The 24886-nt window shown below is 39.4% G+C and carries 20 protein-coding genes and 1 pseudogene; 11 read left to right on the top strand and 10 right to left on the bottom strand.

Annotated features, from left to right (window positions below; translation table 11 throughout):
• Positions 1–130: 130 nt before the first annotated feature.
• Complete coding sequence (locus L2737_RS06130; protein ID WP_248955096.1) at positions 131–1054, bottom strand: electron transfer flavoprotein subunit alpha/FixB family protein; 924 nt, start codon at positions 1052–1054, stop codon at positions 131–133.
• A 2-nt stretch (positions 1055–1056) separates the two neighbouring features.
• On the bottom strand, positions 1057–1806 hold the full coding sequence (locus L2737_RS06125; protein WP_102528810.1) for an electron transfer flavoprotein subunit beta/FixA family protein: 750 nt from the start codon (positions 1804–1806) through the stop codon (positions 1057–1059).
• Positions 1807–2253: 447 nt separating this feature from the next.
• On the opposite strand from L2737_RS06125, the gene L2737_RS06120 reads away from it, so the two are divergent.
• The 9 genes and pseudogenes from L2737_RS06120 (at position 2254) to L2737_RS22495 (ending at position 9286) form a co-directional block, all read left to right on the top strand.
• The gene (locus L2737_RS06120) at positions 2254–2658 is read left to right on the top strand and encodes an H-NS histone family protein (RefSeq protein ID WP_102528809.1); all 405 of its coding nucleotides are present in this window, start codon (positions 2254–2256) and stop codon (positions 2656–2658) included.
• Positions 2659–2811: 153 nt separating this feature from the next.
• A complete protein-coding gene (rcsF, locus tag L2737_RS06115) occupies positions 2812–3207 on the top strand; it encodes an Rcs stress response system protein RcsF (protein WP_102528808.1) in 396 nt (131 codons plus the stop codon).
• Positions 3208–3231: 24 nt separating this feature from the next.
• Positions 3232–3969, top strand: coding sequence for a tRNA (N6-threonylcarbamoyladenosine(37)-N6)-methyltransferase TrmO (gene tsaA, locus L2737_RS06110; RefSeq protein WP_248955095.1), 738 nt, complete (start codon positions 3232–3234; stop codon positions 3967–3969).
• A 68-nt stretch (positions 3970–4037) separates the two neighbouring features.
• Positions 4038–4655, top strand: a complete 618-nt coding sequence (locus L2737_RS06105) for an acyltransferase (RefSeq protein WP_248955094.1) — start codon at positions 4038–4040, stop codon at positions 4653–4655.
• A gap of 318 nt (positions 4656–4973) precedes the next feature.
• Entirely contained in the window at positions 4974–6689 is a 1716-nt protein-coding gene (locus L2737_RS06100) for a proline--tRNA ligase (RefSeq protein WP_248955093.1), read from the top strand.
• A gap of 176 nt (positions 6690–6865) precedes the next feature.
• A complete protein-coding gene (locus tag L2737_RS06095) occupies positions 6866–7993 on the top strand; it encodes a patatin-like phospholipase family protein (protein WP_248955092.1) in 1128 nt (375 codons plus the stop codon).
• 137 nt (positions 7994–8130) lie between these two features.
• Positions 8131–8613, top strand: coding sequence for a copper resistance protein NlpE (locus L2737_RS06090; protein WP_248955091.1), 483 nt, complete (start codon positions 8131–8133; stop codon positions 8611–8613).
• A gap of 164 nt (positions 8614–8777) precedes the next feature.
• A complete protein-coding gene (locus tag L2737_RS06085; RefSeq protein WP_102528802.1) occupies positions 8778–8939 on the top strand; it encodes a small highly charged protein in 162 nt (53 codons plus the stop codon).
• 104 nt (positions 8940–9043) lie between these two features.
• Positions 9044–9286, top strand: a pseudogene (locus tag L2737_RS22495) (hypothetical protein).
• Positions 9287–9334: 48 nt separating this feature from the next.
• On the opposite strand, the gene L2737_RS06075 reads toward L2737_RS22495, so the two are convergent.
• Complete coding sequence (locus L2737_RS06075; protein WP_102528801.1) at positions 9335–9874, bottom strand: YfaZ family outer membrane protein; 540 nt, start codon at positions 9872–9874, stop codon at positions 9335–9337.
• Between the two features lie 365 nt (positions 9875–10239).
• On the opposite strand from L2737_RS06075, the gene L2737_RS06070 reads away from it, so the two are divergent.
• Entirely contained in the window at positions 10240–10725 is a 486-nt protein-coding gene (locus L2737_RS06070) for a glutathione peroxidase (protein ID WP_248955090.1), read from the top strand.
• Between the two features lie 3133 nt (positions 10726–13858).
• Here L2737_RS06070 and L2737_RS06065 read toward each other — a convergent pair.
• The 6 genes from L2737_RS06065 to L2737_RS06040 form a co-directional block, all read right to left on the bottom strand.
• Positions 13859–15586 carry a M1 family metallopeptidase gene (locus tag L2737_RS06065; RefSeq protein ID WP_248955127.1) on the bottom strand — a complete coding sequence of 576 codons (1728 nt, stop codon included), beginning with the start codon at positions 15584–15586 and terminating at the stop codon, positions 13859–13861.
• A gap of 222 nt (positions 15587–15808) precedes the next feature.
• Entirely contained in the window at positions 15809–16780 is a 972-nt protein-coding gene (locus L2737_RS06060; RefSeq protein WP_102529075.1) for a PstS family phosphate ABC transporter substrate-binding protein, read from the bottom strand.
• 256 nt (positions 16781–17036) lie between these two features.
• Positions 17037–17981, bottom strand: a complete 945-nt coding sequence (locus tag L2737_RS06055; protein ID WP_248955089.1) for a hypothetical protein — start codon at positions 17979–17981, stop codon at positions 17037–17039.
• Between the two features lie 352 nt (positions 17982–18333).
• Positions 18334–19626: a phosphate regulon sensor histidine kinase PhoR gene (phoR, locus tag L2737_RS06050; RefSeq protein WP_248955088.1), complete on the bottom strand. Its 1293-nt coding sequence runs from the start codon at positions 19624–19626 to the stop codon at positions 18334–18336.
• A 219-nt stretch (positions 19627–19845) separates the two neighbouring features.
• Complete coding sequence (gene phoB / locus L2737_RS06045) at positions 19846–20535, bottom strand: phosphate regulon transcriptional regulator PhoB (protein WP_102529072.1); 690 nt, start codon at positions 20533–20535, stop codon at positions 19846–19848.
• A gap of 234 nt (positions 20536–20769) precedes the next feature.
• Positions 20770–21729 carry a porin gene (locus L2737_RS06040; protein ID WP_102529071.1) on the bottom strand — a complete coding sequence of 320 codons (960 nt, stop codon included), beginning with the start codon at positions 21727–21729 and terminating at the stop codon, positions 20770–20772.
• Positions 21730–22074: 345 nt separating this feature from the next.
• Here L2737_RS06040 and rdgC point away from each other — a divergent pair, with 345 nt between their 5' ends.
• Positions 22075–22986, top strand: coding sequence for a recombination-associated protein RdgC (gene rdgC / locus L2737_RS06035; RefSeq protein ID WP_102529070.1), 912 nt, complete (start codon positions 22075–22077; stop codon positions 22984–22986).
• A gap of 87 nt (positions 22987–23073) precedes the next feature.
• Here the strand turns inward: rdgC and L2737_RS06030 are convergent, their stop codons facing one another.
• A complete protein-coding gene (locus L2737_RS06030; RefSeq protein ID WP_248955087.1) occupies positions 23074–24879 on the bottom strand; it encodes a M61 family metallopeptidase in 1806 nt (601 codons plus the stop codon).
• Between the last annotated feature and the right edge of the window lie 7 nt (positions 24880–24886).

The raw sequence follows: 24886 nt of genomic DNA, 5'->3' as shown, positions 1-24886 counted from the left end.
TTTACTGCCACGCATGGCGATTTTACGGGGTATAAAACAAAAAAGGTTTTTGCCAATATGACAAAAACCTTCCTGAAATTCATAAAACTTACTGTTTAAACCAGCCTATAAATAATAGGTAAAATACTGATTATAATAAATTAGTAAGTTCTGGAATCGCATCAAATAAATCAGCTTCAAGACCATAGTCTGCGACTTGGAATATAGGCGCTTCAGGATCTTTGTTAATCGCGACAATCACTTTTGAATCTTTCATGCCCGCTAAATGCTGAATCGCACCAGAAATACCCACAGCGATATATAAGTCAGGCGCAACAATTTTACCTGTTTGACCCACTTGTAAATCATTCGGTACAAAACCTGCGTCTACTGCAGCACGTGATGCACCGACAGCAGCGGTCATTTTGTCAGCAAGCGCTTCAAGAATGGCAAAATTCTCTCCACTGCCCATACCACGGCCACCAGAAACAATCACACCAGCGCTACCTAACTCAGGACGCTCTGATTCAGTCAATGTTTGCGATACAAACACAGTCTTAGCTTCGGCGACAAAATCTACCGCCACAGCTTCTGCACTGCCTTCGTTGCCCACTGCATCAAATGCACTCGTGCGCACAGTTAACACTTTCGTGTCATCTAAACTTTGTACTGTTGCTAAAGCAGAGCCAGCATAGATAGGACGAACAAATGTGTCTGCACTAACAACTTCAATCACTTCTGAAATTTGTGCGACGTCCAATAACGCAGCCACGCGAGGTAGAGTATCTTTACCAACACTTGTCGCAGCGGCCACAACGTAGTCGTAATCGCCAGCAAGCTTAAGCACGAGTTCAGATAAATTTTCAGCCATTTGTGCTTCATATGCAGCTGCATCAGCCACTAAAACCTTACTGACGCCAGTTAAAGCTTGCGCAGCAGTAACAGCTGCAGCACATGCACTGCCAGCCACTAATACATGAACATCACCGCCAATGGCTGTCGCAGCGCTAACTACTTTTGCTGTGTCTAATTTTAAACTTGCATTGTCGTGCTCTGCTAATACTAAAATGGCCATAATTAGATCACCTTCGCTTCATTTTTTAACTTTTCAACTAGCTCAGCTACTGAACTCACCATGATGCCTGCTTGACGTTCAGCAGGAGGCGTCACTTTAACGATAGTTTGGTGTGCTTTTAAGCTAACACCTAAATCATCAATTGAAAGCGTCTCAAGCGGCTTACGCTTCGCCTTCATAATATTAGGCAGTGAAGCGTAACGAGGTTCATTTAAACGTAAATCAGCTGTCACAACCGCTGGTAATGGCATTTTAAGGGTCTGTAAACCGCCATCGACTTCACGTGTTACTTCTGCGCCGTCTGCACTCAATTTAAGCTCTGATGCAAACGTGGCTTGAGGCATTTGGGTTAATGCAGCAAGCATTTGGCCAGTTTGGTTGTTGTCGCCATCGATAGATTGCTTACCAAAAATCACTAAATCTGCTTGTTCTTTTTCTTGCACCGCTTTAAGAATTTTAGCAATTGATAAAGGCACTAGCTCTTCATCCGTTTGCACATGAATAGCGCGATCAGCACCAAGTGCCATAGAGGTACGTAGCTGTTCTTGCACAGCTTTAGCTCCAATACTCACCACCACGACTTCAGTCGCACTTCCCGCTTCTTTTAATCGAACTGCTTCTTCAACAGCAATTTCACAAAATGGGTTTAACGCCATTTTTAAATTAGCAGTATCAACATTTGTGTTATCAGCCTTTACTCTGACTTTCACATTGGCATCGACTACGCGCTTTACAGGCACCAATACTTTCATGGGATTTCCTTCTACACCTTCAATGTATGTGGATGGCACATTGGCTATCACCAATGCAATATGGCACAACTTTACGTCCTGTTAACGTTAACGTCAACCAAAGTCAAACACTTGTTTATATCTTTTTTTGTTAACTTGGTCGGTATAAATAAGTTGTATTAAGCATTTATTTATTTATCAAGCGGGGTATTTGTGCTTTTTTATTTAAAATTTGTTCATTTAAGGATTTTTTATTTGATCCAATCAAATTTAGTTTCTATTATTAAAGGCGATTCAAGTAACCGTGTTTTTCTACTATTATTTTGTTTTAACATTTTAAATAGTCAAATCAATTTACACTCTCGTTTGATAACAATTAAACAATCTAGAGTTTTGGTAAGTATTATTTAATAGCCACAGAATTACTTGAGATACTTATTAATTAAAATCATTAGGATGCACATTGATATGAGTGACTTTTTAGAAATTTTAACACATGGTCGTCGTTTTAAAGCTGCTGTAAAAGAGTTATCACTAGAAGATTTACGTGAGCTTTCAGTTAAGTTAGAAAAGATTATCACTGAAAGAGAAGAAGACGAAAAAGCTGAATTAGAAGCGAATGCTGAACGTAATGAACGTATAGCCGAAATATTAGCTCAAATTGAAAACAGTGGTTTATCAATTGAAGACTTAGGCGAAATTACTGCTAAGCCAGCACCTAAAAAGCGTGCCCCTCGCCCGGCTAAATACCAAATTGAAGTTGATGGTGAATTAATTCAGTGGACTGGCCAAGGTCGTATGCCAACGGTATTTAAAAACCAAATTGATGCAGGCAAGAAAATGGAAGACTTTTTAATTCCTGGTATGGAATAAAAGTTCACCTTTTTGAAATTAAAGAGCTTACTTCGGTAGGCTCTTTTGTTATCTGCATAAGCCTTTATCAAGTATTTCCACAATCCTGTAAGCCATGTAAACTGTAGGCAATATAGACTCCTCTTTAATGCTCTAAATAAATTAGGCCGTATTATGAACACTTCTCAAACGATTGCGTTAATCACCCTCTTCTCTACAGTACTTTTATCAGCATGTTCAAGTAATTACACCTTTAATAGTAATTTAGATGGTGAAGCTATCGATGAATACTTTAAGCCGACAAGTGTTGAATTGTATATAGACGGTGCAAGCCCCAAAGGCCCCTATGAAATCGTTGGCTTAGTTGAAGGTGAATCTTGTCAAGAAACAGAATCAGGTGTGCCAGCTAATATTGCAGATGCACGCACCCAAGCACGTAAAAAAGCAGTCGAACTAGGCGCGAATGGCTTAATAGTGAAAAAGTGTCTATTAACAGAACAAAAGACCAATACTTGTTATACCCAAGCATTTTGTGTCGGCCAGGCGATTAAAACAGCCACAGCTCAATAACCTTTAAATATATTAGTTATATAAATGAATAAATATTCTGAACAGTCTTTTAATTCTCAAATTGAAGCTGTTGCAATATGTCGCACCCCGTACAAACAAAAGTTTGGAATACCGCGACAACCTGGACTAGTCAATGTTCGTGGCTGGGTTGAGCTTGCTCCCCATGTTAATAACATCGATGCAGTAAGAGGTATTGAGCAATATTCTCACTTATGGCTACTTTTTTGTTTTCACGAAAATTTAGCTCAAGGTTGGAAAAATACGGTTAGGCCACCCAGACTAGGTGGCAATGAAAAGCTAGGGGTATTTGCCACTCGCTCAACGTTTAGGCCAAACGGCATTGGTCAGTCAGTGGTTAAATTACACAATGTTGTGCAACGAAATGGCAAAGTCTGTTTAGAAATATCGGGGATGGATTTATTAGACGGTACGCCAATCATTGATATTAAACCTTATATTCCTTTTTCTGATGCTATTGATAATGCCAGTGGTGGTATTGCGCAATCTGCACCACAATTAATTGACGTACAATTTAGTCAATTAGCTGAAAGCCAATTGGCTGAATATTCGAGCGAAAATAAAGTGGCTGATTTAAAACAAGTGGTGAATGATGTTTTAGCTCAAGACCCTCGCCCTGCTTATAAAAAAGCAAAAGCTGATGCTAAGATATACCAAGTCGCTTTATATGATATCGATATTTTTTGGCACCTTAATAATGACAAAATTGAAGTGATAGAGATTAAACCCACTTCGGTTTGTTAGCTATTGTTTCTCCCTTACAAACAAGCAAGTATTACTCTTCCATCATTATTTAATATAAGCCCATAACCATGACTCAAGATAAACCTGATTATCAAGCACAACATAAAAAACGTTTGTCTTGGATGCCTTGGCTTTATTTTTCATTAAAAGAAAAACACTTAATCTGGGCTAAGCCTTGGCAAGATGATATTCAGCAGCATTTATCTTCAGTCGAAACAGTTCATATCGGTGAGCAGTGTTTCATCGCGCCAGAAGCAAGGATATTTGCTGAGCGTGGCCGAGATATCCATATCGGCGACCAATGTATGATTGCTGCTGATGTGTTTTTACATGGCCCTATCACCATGGGTAAAGAAGTCGCCATTAACCATGGCTGCTCTTTTGATGGCGGTAGAGTGGGTATTACCATTGGAGACAGAACTCGGATTGCCAATAATGTCACTATATATGCCTTTAATCATGGCATGTCAGTAGACTCCCCCATATACCAACAACCTGTGACAGCCAAAGGGATTACCATTGGTGAAGATGTTTGGATTGGCGCACAAGCGGGTATTGTCGATGGAGTGAGTATCGGTAACCAAGCCGTCGTCGGTATGGGCAGCATAGTGACAAAAGATGTGCCCGAGTTTGCCATTGTTGCTGGAAACCCTGCCAAAATCATTGGCGACAGGCGCGATAAATAACAGAAGCCCTCTACGACTTATTACACTTACTCAAAGATAAATAAGGTAAGGTTAATTCGCTTATCATCTGCTTTATATTCTTTGTTTACATGTATTAATATTTGACGGCATGCCCTAAACCCCATGGCCAAATATATAACTAGATCAATAACTTAGCTTTCTCCCAACACGAGTCAACAAACGCTCGCTATAGTGGCACTGACCACTCCCTTTTTCGCCAACCGATAATAAAGCTTTATACAGTTCAATTATCTGGTGACAACAACGTGGCAAGTGCTAAAATGTCGCCCATTAATAGTTACTAAGTGGACAATGGGAATGCGAGTTAGCAATTACCTGCTTTCAACACAAAAAGAAACCCCTGCAAATGCAGAGGTTGCCAGTCATCAATTAATGCTGCGCGCAGGTTTTATCCGTCGTAATGCATCAGGTCTTTATTCATGGTTACCGAGCGGCCTACGTGTTTTACGTAAGGTTGAAGCGATTATTCGTGAAGAAATGGACAAAGCAGGTGCAATTGAAATCTTAATGCCTTTGGTTCAACCCGCTGATCTTTGGGTTGAAACTGGCCGTTGGGAAAAATTTGGCCCTGAATTGTTACGCTTCCAAGATCGTCACAATCGCGATTTTGTACTTGGCCCAACCCATGAAGAAGTGATTACTGACTTAGTGCGTAAAGAAGTGAGCTCATACAAGCAGCTTCCTTTAAGCCTTTATCAAGTACAAACTAAATTCCGTGATGAAGTTCGTCCACGTTTCGGTGTAATGCGTGCCCGTGAATTCTTGATGAAAGATGCATACTCTTTCCATTTAAACCAAGAATGTATGGATAAGACTTACGCAGCGATGCATGAAGCTTATAACAATATCTTCAAGCGTATGGGCTTAGCTTTCCGCTCTGTGATTGCTGATACTGGCTCAATTGGTGGTGATACTTCGCATGAGTTCCACGTTCTGGCTAACAGTGGTGAAGATTTAATTGCTTACTCAACGGGTAGTGATTATGCCGCTAACATTGAAAAAGCAGAATCTCCTGAACCTACTGCGACTTTAGCAGCGCCATCTCAAGAAATGAATCTAGTTGATACACCCAATGCTAAAACCATCGCTGAGTTAGTTGAGCAATTTAACATCGATATCACTAAAACAGTGAAAACATTGATTGTTAAAGGCGCCACTGAAGAAGCACCTTTAGTAGCATTGATTGTTCGTGGCGATCATGAGCTGAATGAATTAAAAGCTGAAAAGCATGAGCTTGTGCTTTCTCCATTCGAGTTCGCTAGCGATGAAGAAATCAAAGACGTTATCGGTGCAGGCCCAGGTTCTTTAGGCCCTGTTGGTCTTGAAATGCCAATTATCATCGATAAAGATGTTGCGGTAATCAATGACTTCAGTGCTGGTGCTAACCAAGAAGGTAAACACTTCTTCGGCATTAACTGGGAACGTGATTTACCAATGGCTCAAGCCATGGATATCCGTAACGTAGTTGAAGGTGAAGCGACACCTGATGGCCAAGGGGTTTATGCCTTTGCACGTGGTATCGAAGTGGGTCACATCTTCCAGTTAGGCACTAACTACTCAGAAGCGATGGGCGCAACCGTACTCGATGAAAACGGTAAATCTAAAGTCATGATGATGGGCTGTTATGGCGCAGGTGTTAGCCGTATCGTTGCCGCTGCGATTGAGCAAAACCATGATGAACGCGGGATGATGTTACCAGAAACATTGGCTCCGTTTACCGTCGGCATTTTACCGATGAACATGCACAAATCTCATCGCGTAAAAGAAATGGCTGAACAGCTTTATAAAGATTTAGCTGCTGAAGGCATCGAGATATTACTCGACGATCGTAAAGAGCGTCCTGGTGTGATGTTCAATGACATGGAACTAGTGGGTTTACCACACGTCGTCGTGATTGGTGATCGCAATATCGATGCTGGCGTGTTTGAGTACAAAAATCGCCGCACCGGTGAGAAGCAAGATATCCCATTCGATCAAATTGTTGATTTCATCAAGTCTTCAATTAAAGGCTAATTGATTTGGCGATAATTAAAAACGCACCTTTTGGTGCGTTTTTTTATGCCTAAGCATTTATCGCACCCAATATCCTTTCAATATTTATGCTTAAATTATCGTTCTATTACTCGTCGAACCAGATATTATTAACCATACTGATATCATGGCGTTAGTCATAAGAAAGGAGATCTTAGTTGTCAGAGTCAATTGCACTTGTTTTAGGCGGTGGTGGCGCTAGAGCGGCCTATCAAATTGGGGTATTAAAAGCCCTAGTTCAACTGTATCCACGAAATCATCATATTCCGTTTGAAATAATCAGTGGCACGTCTGCTGGTGCAATTAATGCGACTTCTTTAGCCACTCACGCTTCATGTTTTCATCTTGGAGTCAAAAAGTTAGATTGGGTTTGGCGTCATTTTGAAACGAAGAAGGTCTATCGTTCTTCATTTTGGGGCGTATTTAAACATCTATGTAAAATGGCGCTCAAAGGTTTGCAAAGCGACAAAATGAACACTGATGCTGGCAGCTTATTAGATAACGCGCCACTGCGCGGTCTGTTAAACCAGCTAATTGATTTTCAACGTATTGAACGCAATATTGGTAGTGGTGCATTAAAAGCCATTAGTTTAGATGCTTCAAGCTATAACGACTCACACTCCTATAGCTTCTTTCAAGCCAATAATACTGTGAGTGACTGGAAACGAGCGAGAAGACAAGGAAACCGCTGCACGTTAACTACAGATCACTTAATGGCAACGTCAGCAATACCATTAGTATTTCCTTCGATTAAATTAAACCAAGCCTACTTTGGTGATGGCTCTGTGCATCAACTATCTCCTTTATCAAGTCCTATTCATTTAGGCGCTGACAAAATTATGGTGATCAATCTCGATAGTCCTCATCAACAACATCATAATGATATTGATGCTCACCCTAAAACTGCCACCATTGCAGGTCATTTGCTCGATACCATTTTCTCCGATACCTTAAACAGTGACTTAGAGCGATTAGAGCGAATTAACTCAACATTAGCTTTGATACCTGACAATAATGCTAAACAAATCCATTTACGTAAAATCGATACCTTAGTGATTAAACCCAGTGAAGATTTGAGTGAAATTGCAGCACGATATTTTAAAGAATTACCTATTGCTATCAGAATTTTACTTAAGTTTTTTGGGGTTGATTGTGAAACAGACTCAAGTGTCGTGTCATATTTATTATTTGAAAAAGCCTACACGAGTGCTTTAATTGATTTAGGCTATCAAGACGCAATGACGCAGATTGATACCATAAAGCAGTTTTTTAATATCGAACACTAAGTTCATTTTCGCTGATGATTAACTTTGACTTATTTAATGATGTAAACGGTGACTTATTTAATGATGTAAACGATGACCTTGTGTCATTTGCAGTTTGACAAGGAATATGAAACCACGGAAAAATTAAAGGAATAGATATGAACGCAATAAGGATAATTGCAGTAATCGCCATGCTAATGGCCATTTCAATATTAACAGCTTGCTCTGACTCTCAGTTAAGCTTTGACCCAGATCCTACTAAAGGCAGCTTACATACAGTCAATTGGCCTGGCGTATATCAAGGTACTTTCCCCTGCCCAAGCTGCGATGGTATGAAAACGACCCTCACACTCATCCCACCAAATCAATATACAATCTCCACTGAGCACTTGGGCCAAGACCCGCTACCATTTAACAATAGTGGGCTATTCCATTGGGATAAAACTGGCAACGTCATCTACTTAGATAGAGGCCAGATATACCATGTGGTCGAAGAGAAAATGTTCTTACTCAATGTCGAAAGTGAACGCATACGTGGTGAAAATGCAGAGAAATACATCGTCAATAAGATTGCCGAGCTACCTAGTCGCCCCGCCATCAGCAGTGACTTTATTCCAGCTTCATCTTTAGTAAGAGATTGAACAAAAAAATTCACCGTCATAGGTGATTTTTTTTGCTTTCGTTACAAATTCAAATTAGGTAAAAATGAGTTTGTATTCAACGTGAATACAAGTCATCACTGAGTGTAACCAATCAGGTTTTTTAGTGATTATTAATCAGTTTAAGAAACACCTTGGAAAGACAAATGTCTCAATACTACAAATTTGATATCGACGACATCCTTTGGGATAACGAAGTTGACGAAAAACCAAAAGCGAAGAAACTCAAACAACGCAGAAAAGATACTAAGCGTCGTTACGCAGATGATTATGCAGAATTGGATTTTGAAGTAAATCAGTACAATTAAGTGTTTATACTTATTCGATTAAAAGCAAGTTGCTAGGGCCTGTTGCTCTTTGCTGGTTAAGTTTTGTTCGAAATAAAAGCGTTTTAATTGAGGCGGATGGATTGATGCCTAGTCATCTAAGCAAAATTAATCCAACAAAGAGTAAAACGCTTTTAGTCGAACCCTTTGGGCAGCGTTTGTTGGTCATTTTTACTGCGTTATCGACTTTTTATGTAGAATAACTACACTACAAAGTCTCTGCCTTGCATAAATGGCCAACAATTCGCTGCAAAAATAACCTTGAAAGATCAACAGGCCCTAGGCAACTTGCTTTTTTGTATGTGCTGTTTCTAAAAGCCTGTCATTGATAATATAAATAGCGCGATCAACCAGCAGGTCTGACTCAGTTCTGCTAATTAAAAGCGTGAAGTTCCGCCAATGTAAAAACCATCCTCGAATGATCTGTTTGACTGGTTATCATACTTAAACTTCAGATTACGGTAACCGATGAAGATTGCCATGTTAGGGTTAAAATCATACTGTACTTTTGCACCTAATTCGGTGTAACCATCAACATCTGAAAATGATAATACAGACGGAGCGTAATAAGCATCGCCATGAATCGATATCTTATTGCCTAAAGCCAATGAATAATGACCACCAACAGAAATAACGCTGCCATCTGGATTATCATCAAACCAAACTGAGGTCCATTTAGGACCAATTTCAATCGTATGAGCACCAGTCTGATGAGTCATATGCATAGCAAATTCTGCAAGCTGACCTTTTTTATCAGAATAGATATAACCCGCTTCAAGATTGCTATGAGGGTTTATATTGGCCTTTAGATTAGCTGACACGACATGTTCACTTAAACCAATAGTGATTTCGCTCGCTGTTACGCTTAAAGGTAACGTACTCGCAGCTAACGATGCCGCTAAGATAATTTTTTTCATTTGATAAACTCAGTCTTAAAGTCTTATTTTGCTGGGATTATACTGGCCAAATCCCGTTAGTCTTTAAAAATCAGTTGTATCGTTCAGGCTTCGCGCAATACACACACAAAGTTAAAACACATGGACAACAAAAAAAGGAATTTTGTTAATGATTGATACCCATTCACGATGAATTACGTATTCATTAGAGCGGGGTTCATCGTGAATGTGTAAATGAGAAAGTGAGAAAGTGAGAAAGTGAGAAAGTGAGAAAGTGAGAAAGTGAGAAAGTCGAAATAATGAATCAAAAATTAAATTGCGCACAATTTAATTGACTAAATTATTTTCTACTATATAGTGATATTAAATCTATGAGGAGTGTATTTATGAGCCAATCTTTTTACGAGCAAAGCGCAGTTGATATTCAAGGCAACGCTGTATCAATGTCAGATTACAAAGGCAAAGTTGTTTTGGTTGTTAATACGGCGAGTGAGTGCGGTTTTACTCACCAATACAAGCCACTAGAGCACCTATATCAACTGTATAAAGATCAAGGTTTCGTGGTATTGGGTTTTCCATGTAATCAATTCGGTGGTCAAGAGAAAGGCGATGAAGCGACAATTAGTCAATTCTGTGAATTAAATTTTGGTGTTAGTTTCCCTTTATTCAGTAAAGTCGACGTTAATGGTACTGAAGCAGCGCCACTCTATAAGTTTCTTAAATCTTCTGCTAAAGGTCTATTAGGCAGTGAATCAATCAAGTGGAATTTCACTAAATTTTTGATCAACAAAGACGGCAAAGTGTTAAAGCGTTACTCACCAACCATCAAGCCAGAAAATTTAATGACTGAAATTGAAACTTTACTAAAATAATTGATGCCTAAAGTGACAAATAACTGGAGTAAACGGTTTGCTCAAGCATGCAATTAAATTTACACATACCCATTTGTTGTTCGCAATTGCTTGATTTTAAAACCACAAAAATTTATATGCTAAAAACATTAAAATAATTGTATTTTTTTTGAACTATTGTCGCAGGTGAGAGTCTTATTTAATAAGACAGTGTGATTTCACTTTCATCATCTCCCTGGGACTTCTAGCGCGGTCCCCTTGATCTCAAAGTGGATCGATAGGCAATCAATTGATTGCCTTTTTTTATGGCATTTTTTTATGCTTTTAACGAGGGATTGGATGCGGTTCCACCAGCAATTGGCTTAATGACTAGCTTAATGACTAGCTTAATGATTGGTCTAGTTAATGACTTAATAAGCGCAATAAACAATTTTTAACGTTATTTAAGTTTATTTCAACCTTCTGGGAACTAAACGATTTCTCATCACTCTGAGTAATTGTAGCAAGTGATAAGTCACTAAATTTCCCCCGCCATCTTTTGATGATGTTTTAGTATTTGTCTTATCACTTTCGTTTTATAAACGACTTTAGGCTACCTCCATTTTTCATGCTTCATCACTCCCTTTTGGGATTATGCAAACGCTAGCGCCATTACATGATCTCTTTACGTAATTATTTGCAGGCAACCTTTTGGTTGCCTTTTTTTTAACTTTATTCTCAGTATTTCAAGATAGTGCATTAGTTTGTACAGTTAAAAATTATTAGTGATTTTTTCAAATAATTTGAACCTTTTCTTACCTAGGTACTCATAGTAACTGTAGCGAGTTGGTCATGTTTATTTATCTCCAACGTATAACCCCTTCATCACGGGTCATACAATTAAATACACTCATCAACATGGCCTCATCAGCCAGTGCTAACCGAATTAGTTTTCAGACTGTTTCAGCGTTTTAAGTTTCATCATCATCCCCCTTATTTGGGAACGAGTTAATACGCTAGCGCATTATTAACCATGTCCCGCAAGAGATACTTCTGGCAACCCATTGGGTTGCCATTTTTTTTGCGTATAAATGATTAACCTGACTTTTGATTAAGGCGGCTTCTGTTTAACCTGACTTTTGATTAAGGTGAATTCGACGTTAAATGCACCTGCTCTGACAGAGAGTCCACAACATCCATTCCTCAAGCTTCAAATAAGATAACTCGCCAAGGCGTTTCTTAGTCATATTTTCAGTAAATCATAAAAATGATCATTTTTTATGAAACAAATTGAACCTTTTAATAGAGAGGTACTCATAGTAACTGTAGCGAGTTGGTCATGTTTATTTATCTCCAACGTATAACCCCTTCATCACGGGTCATACAATTAAATACACTCATCAACATGGCCTCATCAGCCAGTGCTAACCGAATTAGTTTTCAGACTGTTTCAGCGTTTTAAGTTTCATCATCATCCCCCTTATTTGGGAACGAGTTAATACGCTAGCGCATTATTAGCCATGTCCCGCAGAGATACTTCTGGCAACCCATTGGGTTGCCATTTTTTTTGCTTATAAATGATTAACGTGACTTTTAATTAACCTGACTAATGATTAACGCAACTTTTGATTTAGGTGGCTTCTGTTTAACCTGATTTTTGATTAAGGTGAGTTCGACGGTAAATGCACCTGCACTGGCAGAGAGTCCACAACATCCCCCCCTCAAGCTGCAAATAAGATAACCCTCCAAGGCGTTTCTTAGTCATATTTTTAATAAATCATAAAAATGATCATTTTTTATGAAACAAATTGAACCTTTTAATAGAGAGGTACTCATAGTAACTGTAGCGAGTTGGTCATGTTTATTTATCTCCAACGTATAACCCCTTCATCACGGGTCATACATTTAAATACACTCATCAACATGGCCTCATCAGCCAGTGCTAACCGAATTAGTTTTCAGACTGTTTCAGCGTTTTAAGTTTCATCATCATCCCCCTTATTTGGGAACGAGTTAATACGCTAGCGCATTATTAGCCATGTCCCGCAGAGATACTTCTGGCAACCCATTGGGTTGCCATTTTTTTTGCGTATAAATGATTAACCTGACTTTTGATTAAGGTAAATGCACCTGCTCTGGCAGAGAGTTCACAACATCCACTCCTCAAGCTGCAAATAAGATAACTCGCTAAGGCATTTCTAAGTCATATTTTTAATAAATCATAAAAATGATCATTTTTTATGAAACAAATTGAACCTTTTAATAGAGAGGTACTCATAGTAACTGTAGCGAGTTGGTCATGTTTATTTATCTCCAACGTATAACCCCTTCATCAAGGGTCATACAATTAAATACACTCATCAACATGGCCTCATCAGCCAGTGCTAACCGAATTAGTTTTCAGACTGTTTCAGCGTTTTAAGTTTCATCATCATCCCCCTTATTTGGGAACGAGTTAATACGCTAGCGCATTATTAGCCATGTCCCGCAGAGATACTTCTGGCAACCCATTGGGTTGCCATTTTTTTTGCATGTCTTTGACTGTGAAGTGACGACAAAGGAATGACGACAAAGGAGTGACGGCAAAGGAATGACAACAGTGGAATGACAAAAAACCAATTTTGCAAAGCAAGCATTGGTTAAGTGATTTGATTTGATTTGATTTGATATTTAGAGTGCTATCAACGCATTTTTACGCTGAGTTAATGCAGTTAAAGGCCGTAGGATGCTTTAATAAATGCACGAATAAGTCCACGAATAAGTGCACGAATAAACGGTGAGTTAGAATTAATTTAATAAATAAGCGATAAAAAAATGATTTTTTATCGAACTGATTGAACCTTTTCTTACCAAGGTACTCATAGTAACTGTAGCGAGTTGGTAATGTTATTTATCTCCAACGTATAACCCCTTCATCACGGGTTATTCAAAGTAAATATACTCATCAACATGGCCTCATCAGCCAGTGCTAACCGAATTAGTTTTCAGACTGTTTCAGCGTTTTAAGTTTCATCATCCCCCTTATTTGGGAACGAGTTAATACGCTAGCGCATTATTAGCCATGTCCCGCAGAGATACTTCTGGCAACCCATTGGGTTGCCATTTTTTTTGCCTCAAGGTTTTCGATTAAAAATCTTAAAAAAACCAATAAAGTACATATAATCAGTAATGATACTTATGTGTTTTTAAACATCGCATCTAACTGCACTTGCAATGAAGGGTGGTAACCCTCTCTCGCTTGCTGATATATCTCTATGGCTTGGGTTTGATAACCTGCAATGAGCATTTCGCTATAAAGCGGCTTTACAAATTTAGCTCGGCCAATATGGGCTAAAAACAACCCAACTTTGGGCATTACAATTTCATAGTGGTTTCTGATAGCGACTCTAAACCAATCACAAGCAAGTTCTGCATTTTGACTATCTGTAAAACTAAATGTCATATCCAGATCTTTTAATTGCACTTGAGTTAACTGAAAAGGTAACTGAGTGATAAAAAATTGCCAATGATGCACTCGCCAAGCTTCAACTTGCAATTTGGCTGCATTGACCCCTTCAGTGAACTGCTTTAACGCTAACTTCACCTTATCCAAACTGGTAGATGTAGGCGCTATAAACCATTCAGGTAAACCCTCACCATAAACCCAGGTCATCAATTCCGATTCGGAAATCACATCCACATGATCCACCAGCAAGGTTTGTTTGGCATAGTCGATAAAGGTTTCTGTGGTAATGGCTTCGAATTTAAAATGCTGAACATACTGATAAAGAAATTTATCAAAAGCCTCTCGTCCTAATCGTGCCTCTAACTCATGTACAAACATCGACGCTTTATCATAGGTGAAACGATTGAAAGCATCGTTGGCATCCTGATGTTGAACATTGGCAGGTAGTGTTTGTGACGTCATTGGCAATGACTGCATTTCTTCTTGTAAGCGGCCATACTCAATAACCCACTCCAAGTCAGCTTGTTCTTTGCCGTAAATGTTCTCCACTAAGCGATTAGTAAAATAAGTCGTAAAGCCTTCGTTAAGCCATAAATCTCGCCAGGTCGCATTACTCACCAAGTTGCCTGTCCAAGAATGCGCTAACTCGTGCGCCACTGTAGACACTAAACTTTTATCACCCGCGATCAATGTGGGTGTGATAAAGGCCAATCTTGGATTTTCCATCCCGCCAAATGGAAAGCTTGGCGGCAGTACTATCATGTCGTAACGCCCCCATGGATACGGACCGAGTAATGACTCGGCAGCTACAATCATTGATTCGGTGTCTTCAAATTCTATAAGGGCTTTTTCGAGCATGGCAGGCTCTGTGTAAATTGCGCAGCGCTCGCTTACCTCACCATAGGCGAGATCGCCCACAGCTAATGCTAATAAATGCGTCGGTATCGGCTTTTCCATCTCAAAAGTGAATAAGCCATCTGCTGGCATTTCGGCAGAGTTAGCCGCGCTCATCACAGCTCTTAAGCCGTTATTAACTTGAATTGAAGCGCTAAAAGTAATTCTAGCCTTAGGGCTATCTTGCAGCGGGATCCAACTACGTGCATTGACTGGCTGTGATTGGCTGAATAAATAAGGAGACTGTTTTCCTAGGGTTTGTACTGGCGTTAGCCACTGTAACCCCTGTGCATCCTTTGAAGTGCAATAATGAAGCACGACTTGTGTTATTTCACCGCCCACTTCAATGACAATTCTCTCACCTTGCAGTGCACTAACATGTTGCTGAGTGAATTCAAGTTGATTCCCATGAATATCTGATACTTCATCAATACTAATATCCCGTCCATCGAGTACCAATTGTGTCGAATCCGAAAGGCGTTTAAATAACAATTTGACTGATCCTTGAAGCTGCTGCTTGTCAAAATCCACATTTAACGCCAACACCATATGATGCACTTTCATGTCATCTGTATTAGCAACCGAGTGGTAATCATTATTAAAATCAAATTGTTCAGCCACATCACATCCTTATCTATATTATTCTGCAGCTATGTTAACTCAATACCATCAATTCATCGAGGTTATGAGTGCTTCACATTAAATAAGGGAGGTTATGATTCGATTAATTTCAGACACAAAAAAGCCTCACGAATGAGGCTTTTAGTGTCGAGGTAAATTAAGCTATTACAGCTTGATACCCGCTTTTTCTAGGTCTTTAGCAACAACACTACGTGGTAGTGGTACATAACCGTCTTTTTCTACGATTTGTTGACCTTGTTTAGATAACACGTAACGGATGAACTCGCGATCCATTGGTGATAAATCTTTGTTAGGGTGCTTGTTGATGTAAACGTATAGGTAACGTGATAATGGGTAAGTACCACTTGCAGCGTTAGCAGCAGTTGCATCAATGTATTTAGTGCCTTTCTTAGAAATAGCTACAGCTTTAACACCAGCAGTCTTATATCCGATACCAGAATAACCGATAGCGTTAAGACCTTGAGAAACTGATTGAACTACAGATGCAGAACCTGGTTGCTCATTTACGTTTGCTTTGAAGTCACCTTTACACAGTGCTTTCTTTTTGAAGTAACCGTATGTACCAGACACTGAGTTACGACCGTATAATTGGATATCTTTCTTAGACCAGTTACCATCAAGACCAACATCACCCCAACGATTTACATCATTTCCGCCACATTTTTTAGTAGAAGAAAAGATTGAGTCGATTTGGTCAATGCTTAACCCTTCAATTGGGTTATCTTTATGTACAAATACTGCGAGTGCATCAATTGCAACACGAATAGCAGTTGGTTTGTAACCGTAATGCTTTTCAAAAGCTTCAACTTCGTTAGGCTTCATTTGACGACTCATTGGGCCGAATTGTGAAGTACCTTCAGTCAAAGCTGGTGGCGCAGTAGAAGAACCTGCAGCTTGAATTTGGATATTTACGTTAGGGTAAATGTGTTTGAAGTCTTCAGCCCATAACGTCATCATGTTTGCTAACGTGTCTGAACCAACTGATGACAAGTTACCTGAAACACCACTTGTCTTTTCATATACAGGTAATGTTTTATCAATTGCTGCCATCGATGTTGCTGAAAAAACACCAGCTGCTGCAAAGGCGATAGTGCCAACTAGCTGTTTAAGTTTCATTGTAATGCTCCGGTATTATAAGCGTTGTTATTTAAGACACGCTCAGTATCAATTGCTTCGATGACAAGTCTATGACTAATATATGACAGTTGTATGACAATCAACATTTGAAACATTTACGCCACAATCTTTCCAGAATACTTAACCAACTAAAAAGCCTCACAAAAACAATAATTTAAGCCGTAAAAAATAACTAAGGCAATAAAAACGCATACATTACCAATAACTTAATTATGACAAAAACTGTTCAATTCGATTAAAAACGACGCCCAACACCAATAATCAAATGCTGCCAATTTAAAAAACCGTATTCTGTATATAGGTTCCATTCGTTCCTTGGACCAAAATCATAATTAATACTCACGGACATATTCTTGGTCTCTTTCTTAGCAAGATCAATATCAAATTTGACCTCTTCCATCAGCGGGGCTAAATCAGTGCCTACAAAAGAATAGTCTCCAGTCACATTCTGATTCACACTTTGATGGCTAAATCCTAAAAACCAAGCAAGCTTATCACTGCCGATATCATATCGCTGACCGACTCTTATCGACGCAAGCTTAGTTTTAATCACGCTATCCGTTGTATCAGTATTCGCATTCACTATGGCACCCACTGCCATGACTATTACAGGGGTATCGCCGATAATAGGATCTATCTGCCCAGCGAGCACAGTTCCAATACCGTAATTTTTAGCGGTATACTCAATCGGGATAGGCAATACAATGCCATTACACGCATCATCACAAGGTAAGCCTTCAACATTATCCAACTTTGCTCTAATGTCTTTATGCCCTTCGGTGTAGCCCAGCAACGCATAAACATTCCAAAAAGGTAATATCCAAGCATCAATTTTTAACTGCACACTTCTGTCGCTTCCTGTAATACTGACATCTTCAGCAGGCACTACATAATCATTAGGCCCACGAAAACCTAACAGGCCTCCATCCACTTGAACTTGAAAATCATTATCAGCAACATAATCTGCATCGATATTGTTATAAAACAAGCTCACACCAATTGGCAAAGGTAAGTCATGCCCTCTCTTAGTTGCTTCATCTGCTAATAAAGGTAAACCGCTCCAATGGGCGGGTTTAGTTAGCTGGTTAACAGCAGCCTGCACATCAGGCTCTGCCGCATGACTTGAGAGGCTGTAAGTGAGGAAAAAGCACAGGGGTAAACTTAATAGGCTTTTAGTCATGGAACATCTTGTCTTTGATATGTTATTTAAGTCGTTAATCATAGTTCTGAAATTGTATTTAGGGGAAAGTACACAAGATTTAATTCAATGAATTAGTGCCTGATAAGCATTAGAACTCAAAGAAAAGTATTAAATTAAACAATATGAGCTCTGATACATATTGTAAAACACATGCAGAAATTGAATACACTCATTCTGGTCATCAAAGTTAAAGCTTGTTAACTCCATCACAGCATTAAGGGTTTGAAAGGCGGGTATATTTCATTATAAAAAATGCCTGTCTATGTTGAAATAAACAGGCACTTAACAATACGAATATTAAATACAAAGGTAAATTAAACGATAACTAACTTCACTTTACCACCAAGTGAATTGGGATAATAAAGCTAAAACAACTCCCCTTATCAGGTTCACTGGTAATAGTTAGTTCACTGTAGTGATGATTCAACGCATGTTTTACAATAGCTAAGCCTAATCCGCTGCCGCCGGTTTTACTCGAGCGAGCATTATCAACCCGATAAAAGCGCTCTGTTAATCGATTAATATGTTGCGGCGCAATACCTAAACCTGTATCGGTCACACTGAATCTTGCGCCAGTAGGTACCAATTCCCATCTAACGCTTATCTTACCGCCAGGCTCTGTGTATCGAATCGCATTAGAGATTAAGTTTGTGCAAGCACTGCGTAATTGCACTTCGTTTCCGTGACAATCTAGATTATCTTCGGCAAAAAAAGTTAACTCATACTGATCTAATGCTAATGCAGACGCTTCGTCTTTTAATATATCGAGCATGGCTGTCATATTAATTGTTTGTTCTAAATCGATATCAGCGCCATCTTCAATGCGCGATAAAGCTAAAAGCTGCTCGACCATTGATTGCATTCGCCTTGTTTGCTGCTGCATTAGATTTAAAGGCTTGTGATTAATGCTATCAGGCTCTTCCATGCTTTGCATGATTTCTAAATAGCCCTGTAATACTGTGAGCGGCGTTTTGAGCTCATGGGATACATTGGCAACAAACTCTTTACGCATCCCTTCTAACTGATTGATTCGAGTAATGTCACGGGCAATGAGAAGCAGTTGGCGATCACCATAGCTCATTAAGCGAACTTCTAATAAACGCTGGTCAGATATCGGTGAAGCTAACTCTAATGGCTCTTTAAACTCACCCTTTTTAAGGTACTCAGAAAAGTCAGGGTGCCTGATAAGATTATCTATTCGTTGGCCATTATCTTGAGGCCATACAAAGCCTAATATTAGTTGTGCAAGCTTATTACACCATAAGATATTATGTTCAGAGTCTAATACAACTGCAGCATCGGGCAGTGCTTCTGCGCCTTGCCTGAAACGACTCAGTAATGAAGCCAACTGGCCTACTCTGCGGCGATTTTTACCCTGCAAACGATAGATACCATTAAAGATACCTTCCCAAGAACCAGTGCCTTGAGGCGGGGTTAATTTACGGTCTTTCCATAACCAAAAATTAAGTCGGCTAATTTGACGGTAATGCCATCCTAATAAGGCAACACAACCTATGATAATAGCGAGGGTGATTTGATCAATGATGATGCCAACAAGGGCAAAAGCGAACAGTATTCCAACGAGGCGTAATAGCAATCTGGAACCTGAATAAGATCGAAACATAGGCAGCCTAAAAAATTAATGTAAATAAACCTTTAGCAGGTTATTACCTAATTATTGGTAGGAAATAATGGCTCACAAGATAGCTTAAAATGATATCACTGACTATAGCCTTTTGTTAAAAAACTGCCGAATAATTGTGAATTTAAAACAACACCCATCGTGGGTCTAAATTCAAACGCATATTACTCGGCGGTTTTCTTAGCGCGGCGATGTCTGTGATTACATTCTCGTCGAGAAGCGGTATCCAGCACCACGTACAGTCTGAATCAACTTATCATGGCCTGAGTCTTCAACCGCTTTGCGTAAGCGACGAATATGCACATCAACGGTTCTATCTTCTACATACACGTTAGTACCCCAAACGTTATCTAGTAACTGTTCGCGACTATAGACTCGCTCAGGGTGAGTCATAAAAAAGTGTAATAATCTAAATTCTGTCGGCCCCATATCAAGCACTGACTCGCCCACTGAGACACGATGGCTGACAGGGTCAAGTAACAAGCCCTGAACATCAATAGTCTCTTCTAGACGCGTAGGTGCACTACGACGTAAGACAGCTTTAATACGAGCAACAAGTTCTTTAGGAGAAAAAGGCTTGGTAATGTAATCATCAGCCCCGACTTCTAAACCCTTCACCTTATCTTCTTCTTCACCACGTGCTGTGAGCATGATAATAGGGATTTGGCGAGTAAACTCATCTTGCTTTAAACGCTTAGCTAATTGTATACCGCTTCCACCTGGAAACATCCAATCCAATAGGATTAAATCCGGGTAAGGCTCCTGCAGTAGATCGATGGCAGAATCGAAATCTTCGGCCGCCGATGTGGTAAAACCGTGTTGTTCCATAACAAAGGTCAGCATCTCACGGATGGCTGATTCATCTTCTACAATTAAAATCTTCGCTGTCATAATATTTTCTGTGATTAATTTGCCGCATGAGTATTATTGGTCAGTTTTATTACAGAAATATGATCTCAGTGCCAATAACGGCTACAAAATCATATTATTGTCATAAATCTATCATTCTTTACATTAATAGCTTAATGATTCTTGCTTAAAACACTTAACTCATCAAAAAATAAAGGAGACTCACGCCTCCTTCAATTATTCGCTATCTAAGTTAACCTTTGATGAAACGATTAATTAGAACTTGTGTTCAATACCCACAGCGAAGTAACTTTCGTCGATTGAGATATCTAAATCATTGCCTTCATCATCTTCAACTGTACCCATTGAAGTACGATCAGTGTAGAAAGCAAATAATTTAGTTGGCTTACCTAATGCGTAATCAGCACCAATAGACCATGAATCACCTTTGTCTTCCATGTCTTGATATTGTGCTTTTAATGTTACTTGTTCAATTTTGTATGCTGCACTTAGTAAGTAACCGTCGATGCTGTTTCCACTATCAACTGCTTCTTCTTGTTGGTACATACCACCTAGTACAAAACCAGCAATTTTACCTTGAACAGTACCACGAACGATGTCGTAGCCTGCTACTTCAGAATCATAAGCAAGAGCTGCGTAAACAGGGCTTTTCTTAAGGCCTGAGTCACCGTACATAGCTGCGATGCTGAAACCATCTTTTTCTTCTTGCTTGCTGTCGCCTTCTGCTGCGTAAGTTACACCCACTTGGAAGTCACCAAACTTTGGCGTTAAGTAAGTTGCTGTTTGTGCTAAACGGTTCTCACCTTTAAAAAGACTTTTTAAGTCACCTGAGTAGTCGTTAAATAAGTCTACTTTACCTTGTGACTTCTTAAGCATTGTGTCGTTACGACCCACAGCAAAAGAACCAAAGTTGCCTTTTAAACCAACGAACTGGTTACGAGCAGTGAAGTTATCAGAGCTTGAGTTACCAGTATCAACTTGGTACTCGATTGTGTAAAACGCTTCTAAAGAGTCGCTTAATTCAAATCCGCCTTTAACACCGAAACGAGACGCATTACTTTGAATTTCTGTAACTGAACCATCACCTTCATCGTTAGATTGAACAGTAACATTTAACTTACCATATACTTCAAGTGGTTCTGCAGCGTGAGCAGTTGAAAGCGTAGCAGTAGCAATAGCTGAAGCAACTAGAGTTTTATAAAAAGCGTTCATCATTTCATCCTTTAGACATTATTTGTTGGTGTTTCACACCTAATTTTTGCTGCTATTTGGTTGGAACTAACAGGTTACTGTTAACCAATAGCTTGGGAACGAGGCGAATTCTGCACGCCTTTTGTTGCAGAAATATTTCAATCCGTGAATTTTATTTAGCTCTCGCTAAATTAACTACCAAAAAGAACAAATAAGATGTTGATAATAAATGTAATTAACCTAAAAAGCACAAATATGACAGTTTAATGAATTCTGTTTTAGCGACAATCAACACTGATGAACCTGATGGTTTACCCCAGCCCCGTGATACCGTAAACTGCATTTTTAATTTTTGATGAGCGCCTTTTTATGTGGTTTAAAAATCTCACCCTTTATCGTTTCAATAAGCCTTTCACTACCGATACCGAGGCACTCGAAACAGCGTTAGAAGACTTCACCTTCTCACCATGCTCAAGCCAAGATATTAGTAAGTTTGGTTTTTCAAATGCGTTAGGTAAAAAAGGCCAAGCCTTAGTTCATACTGCAGAAAACCGTCATTTGATTTGTGTGACTAAAGAAGAAAAGATTCTGCCTGGTCAAGTCATCAAAGAAGCCATCGATGAAAAAGTGGCGATGATTGAAGATCAAGAAAGTCGCAAAGTGACCAAGAAAGAAAAAGATGCGATGAAAGAAGAGATAACCATGACGCTACTGCCACGAGCATTTTCTCGCCGTAGTCAAACTCATGCGCTTATCATGCCTGAACTTGAAATGATCTTAGTCGACAGCTCTAGTGCAGCAAAAGCAGAAGAATTATTAGCATTATTACGTAAAGCATTAGGCAGTTTGCCAGTGGTGCCTTTGCACTTTACTACACCGATTGAAACCACGCTGACTGAGTGGCTTAGAAATGGCGCTTCTCCGCAGCCATTTGAAATGCAAGATGAAGCTGAGCTTAAGTCTGATTCTGATGAAGGTGGCATTGTACGCTTTAAGCAACAAGTACTTCAGGAAGATGAGGTTCTTGCTCACTTAGCGACAGGTAAACAAGTTCATAAATTAGCACTTCACTTTGGCCAATCAATCGCCTTTTTAATGCAATCAGATGCAAGCGTGAAACGCTTAAAATTCTCTGAAGAATTTAGAGCTGCAACTGATGATGTTGGCACTGAAGATCCATTAGCGAAACTCGATGCTGATTTTGCGTTAATGGGCGGCGAGCTTGTTGCCTTTATTAACTCGCTTAAACAAGCACTTGGTCCAATCGAAGAAAATATTTAATCGATTTAATTAAAAAGCCCCAATAACTTTCGGTTATCGGGGCTTTTTATTACCACTTAACAAATGCTTATAAACTAAGTTAGAAAATTAGTTAATAAACTTTCCTGCTTCATCAAATGGCCAATCAATCCCAAGCCACGCTTTTAAGAAGGCCTTTTGTTCAACACTTGGCGTTTCAACACCTTGGATCGTTAAGTCACCTTTAGGCTGCTTTGCTAACGTGAGTGGCACTTTAATGAGTTGGTCGTTTTTAAACAATGACACTGTAATTTTGTCACCAGGTGTAAAATCCTCTAGGCGTTTTTTAAATCCTGCCGCTGTCACTTTAAGACCGTTAATAGCAACAATTTCATCACCAGCTGCTATGCCAGCAGTCCAAGCTGGGCTGTTACGACTGACATGGGCTAGTGTTAAGTCTTTATGACCCCCGCTTAACCTTAAACCGCTATAAATTGTCGACTCATCTTTCTTCCCATAAGTTATCACTAAGCCCGCTTGCGCTAGCAGTGAATCAAAATCTAAGCTAAAAGGTGAGGTAATATGCTGCTGCCACCAAGATTGATAATCTTTTCCTGATAAGCTTTTTAAAATCCCTTTTACATCATCAACGTTATAGCCTTTAGGTAACTTAAAATCACGATATAACTGACGATGAACATCGCGATAAGAATGTGCTAACTCAGTATCTTTTAATAAATTAAAATCTAATGATAAAGAGGCCAAATAACCTTCTGAGTAGATATTCACCCCGTGGTTTATCGCGTAATCCCCACCTGTATTGGTCCACTCATTTAAACTGGCTTCTGAAACAGATTGAATTTCACGACCTGGTTTATGCATATTGTTATTCACCCGTTTTGCTAAGTCAGCAAAAAATTCTTTCGGGGTAATCACATCAGCACGAAGCAACAATTGATTTTGGAAATAACTGGTAGACCCTTCAGCCATCCAAAGTAACTGCGTCATACTGGCTTGTTGATAATCGTAAGGAACCAAACCCTGTGGACGGTATGCTTTAACATTCCAAGTGTGAATGAACTCATGTGATGCTGTACTGATAAAACGAAGGTAATCTTTGCGCTCTCTGAAATTAAAGCGTGGCAGCTGAATAATGGTAGAATTTAAATGCTCTGTAGCACCGCGTGCACCGCTCGTAGCATGTACCATATAAACATAACGCTCAAATGGATAGTCATCCCAAATGACACTTGCTGTACTACTGATTTTTGTTAAGTCTTTAACCACTTGTTCAGCGTCGTAATTACCCTCTCCCCAAAACACTAGCTCATAATCTCTGCCATCAGCTTCAAAGCCATAGTGAGTATTAATTCCAGTTTCAATCGGTGAATCGATTAATACATCATAGTTATCCGCAATAAATGAATGCGATTTCCGTCCTTGTTCCATACCCGAATGGCTCTGCCAGCCCTTAGGTACCTTCATTGAAACCTTGACTTCATCGCCCCTAAATTCAGGACTATACATAAACACACCACTGGCGTCTAAATAAGCATGGGAGTTGTCAATATGGCGCACTCGAGTGCCTAAATCATTAGCATAAAGTTGGTAAGATACGTTAACTTCAGTGGGTTGCGTCAGATTAATCTGCCATTCGCCTGTAGCACTTCTTTGCCAAGTTAACGGTTTTCCTTTGCTGTCTGTCGCTTCAAAGAGTCGTATTCCATCAGCTAGTGGCAGTACCGCATACTTGCCTGTACGCCATACAGGTAAATTGACCGTTAATATCTCTGCTGAGGATTTAGGAAAGCTCACTTGTACTTTTGCTAAGTGGTGTTGTGGTTGGGTTAAATCGATTTGGTAATTTACTTCAGCTAAGCTATTAGCCGAAAAAAATACTCCTGCAGTAAAAATAGCCAGTTTTGAGACTTTCACTCTACAT

Origin of the sequence: Shewanella electrodiphila, assembly GCF_023283985.1 — a bacterium.
GTDB lineage: Bacteria > Pseudomonadota > Gammaproteobacteria > Enterobacterales > Shewanellaceae > Shewanella > Shewanella electrodiphila.
This window is presented reverse-complemented; position numbering and strand designations above follow the sequence as displayed.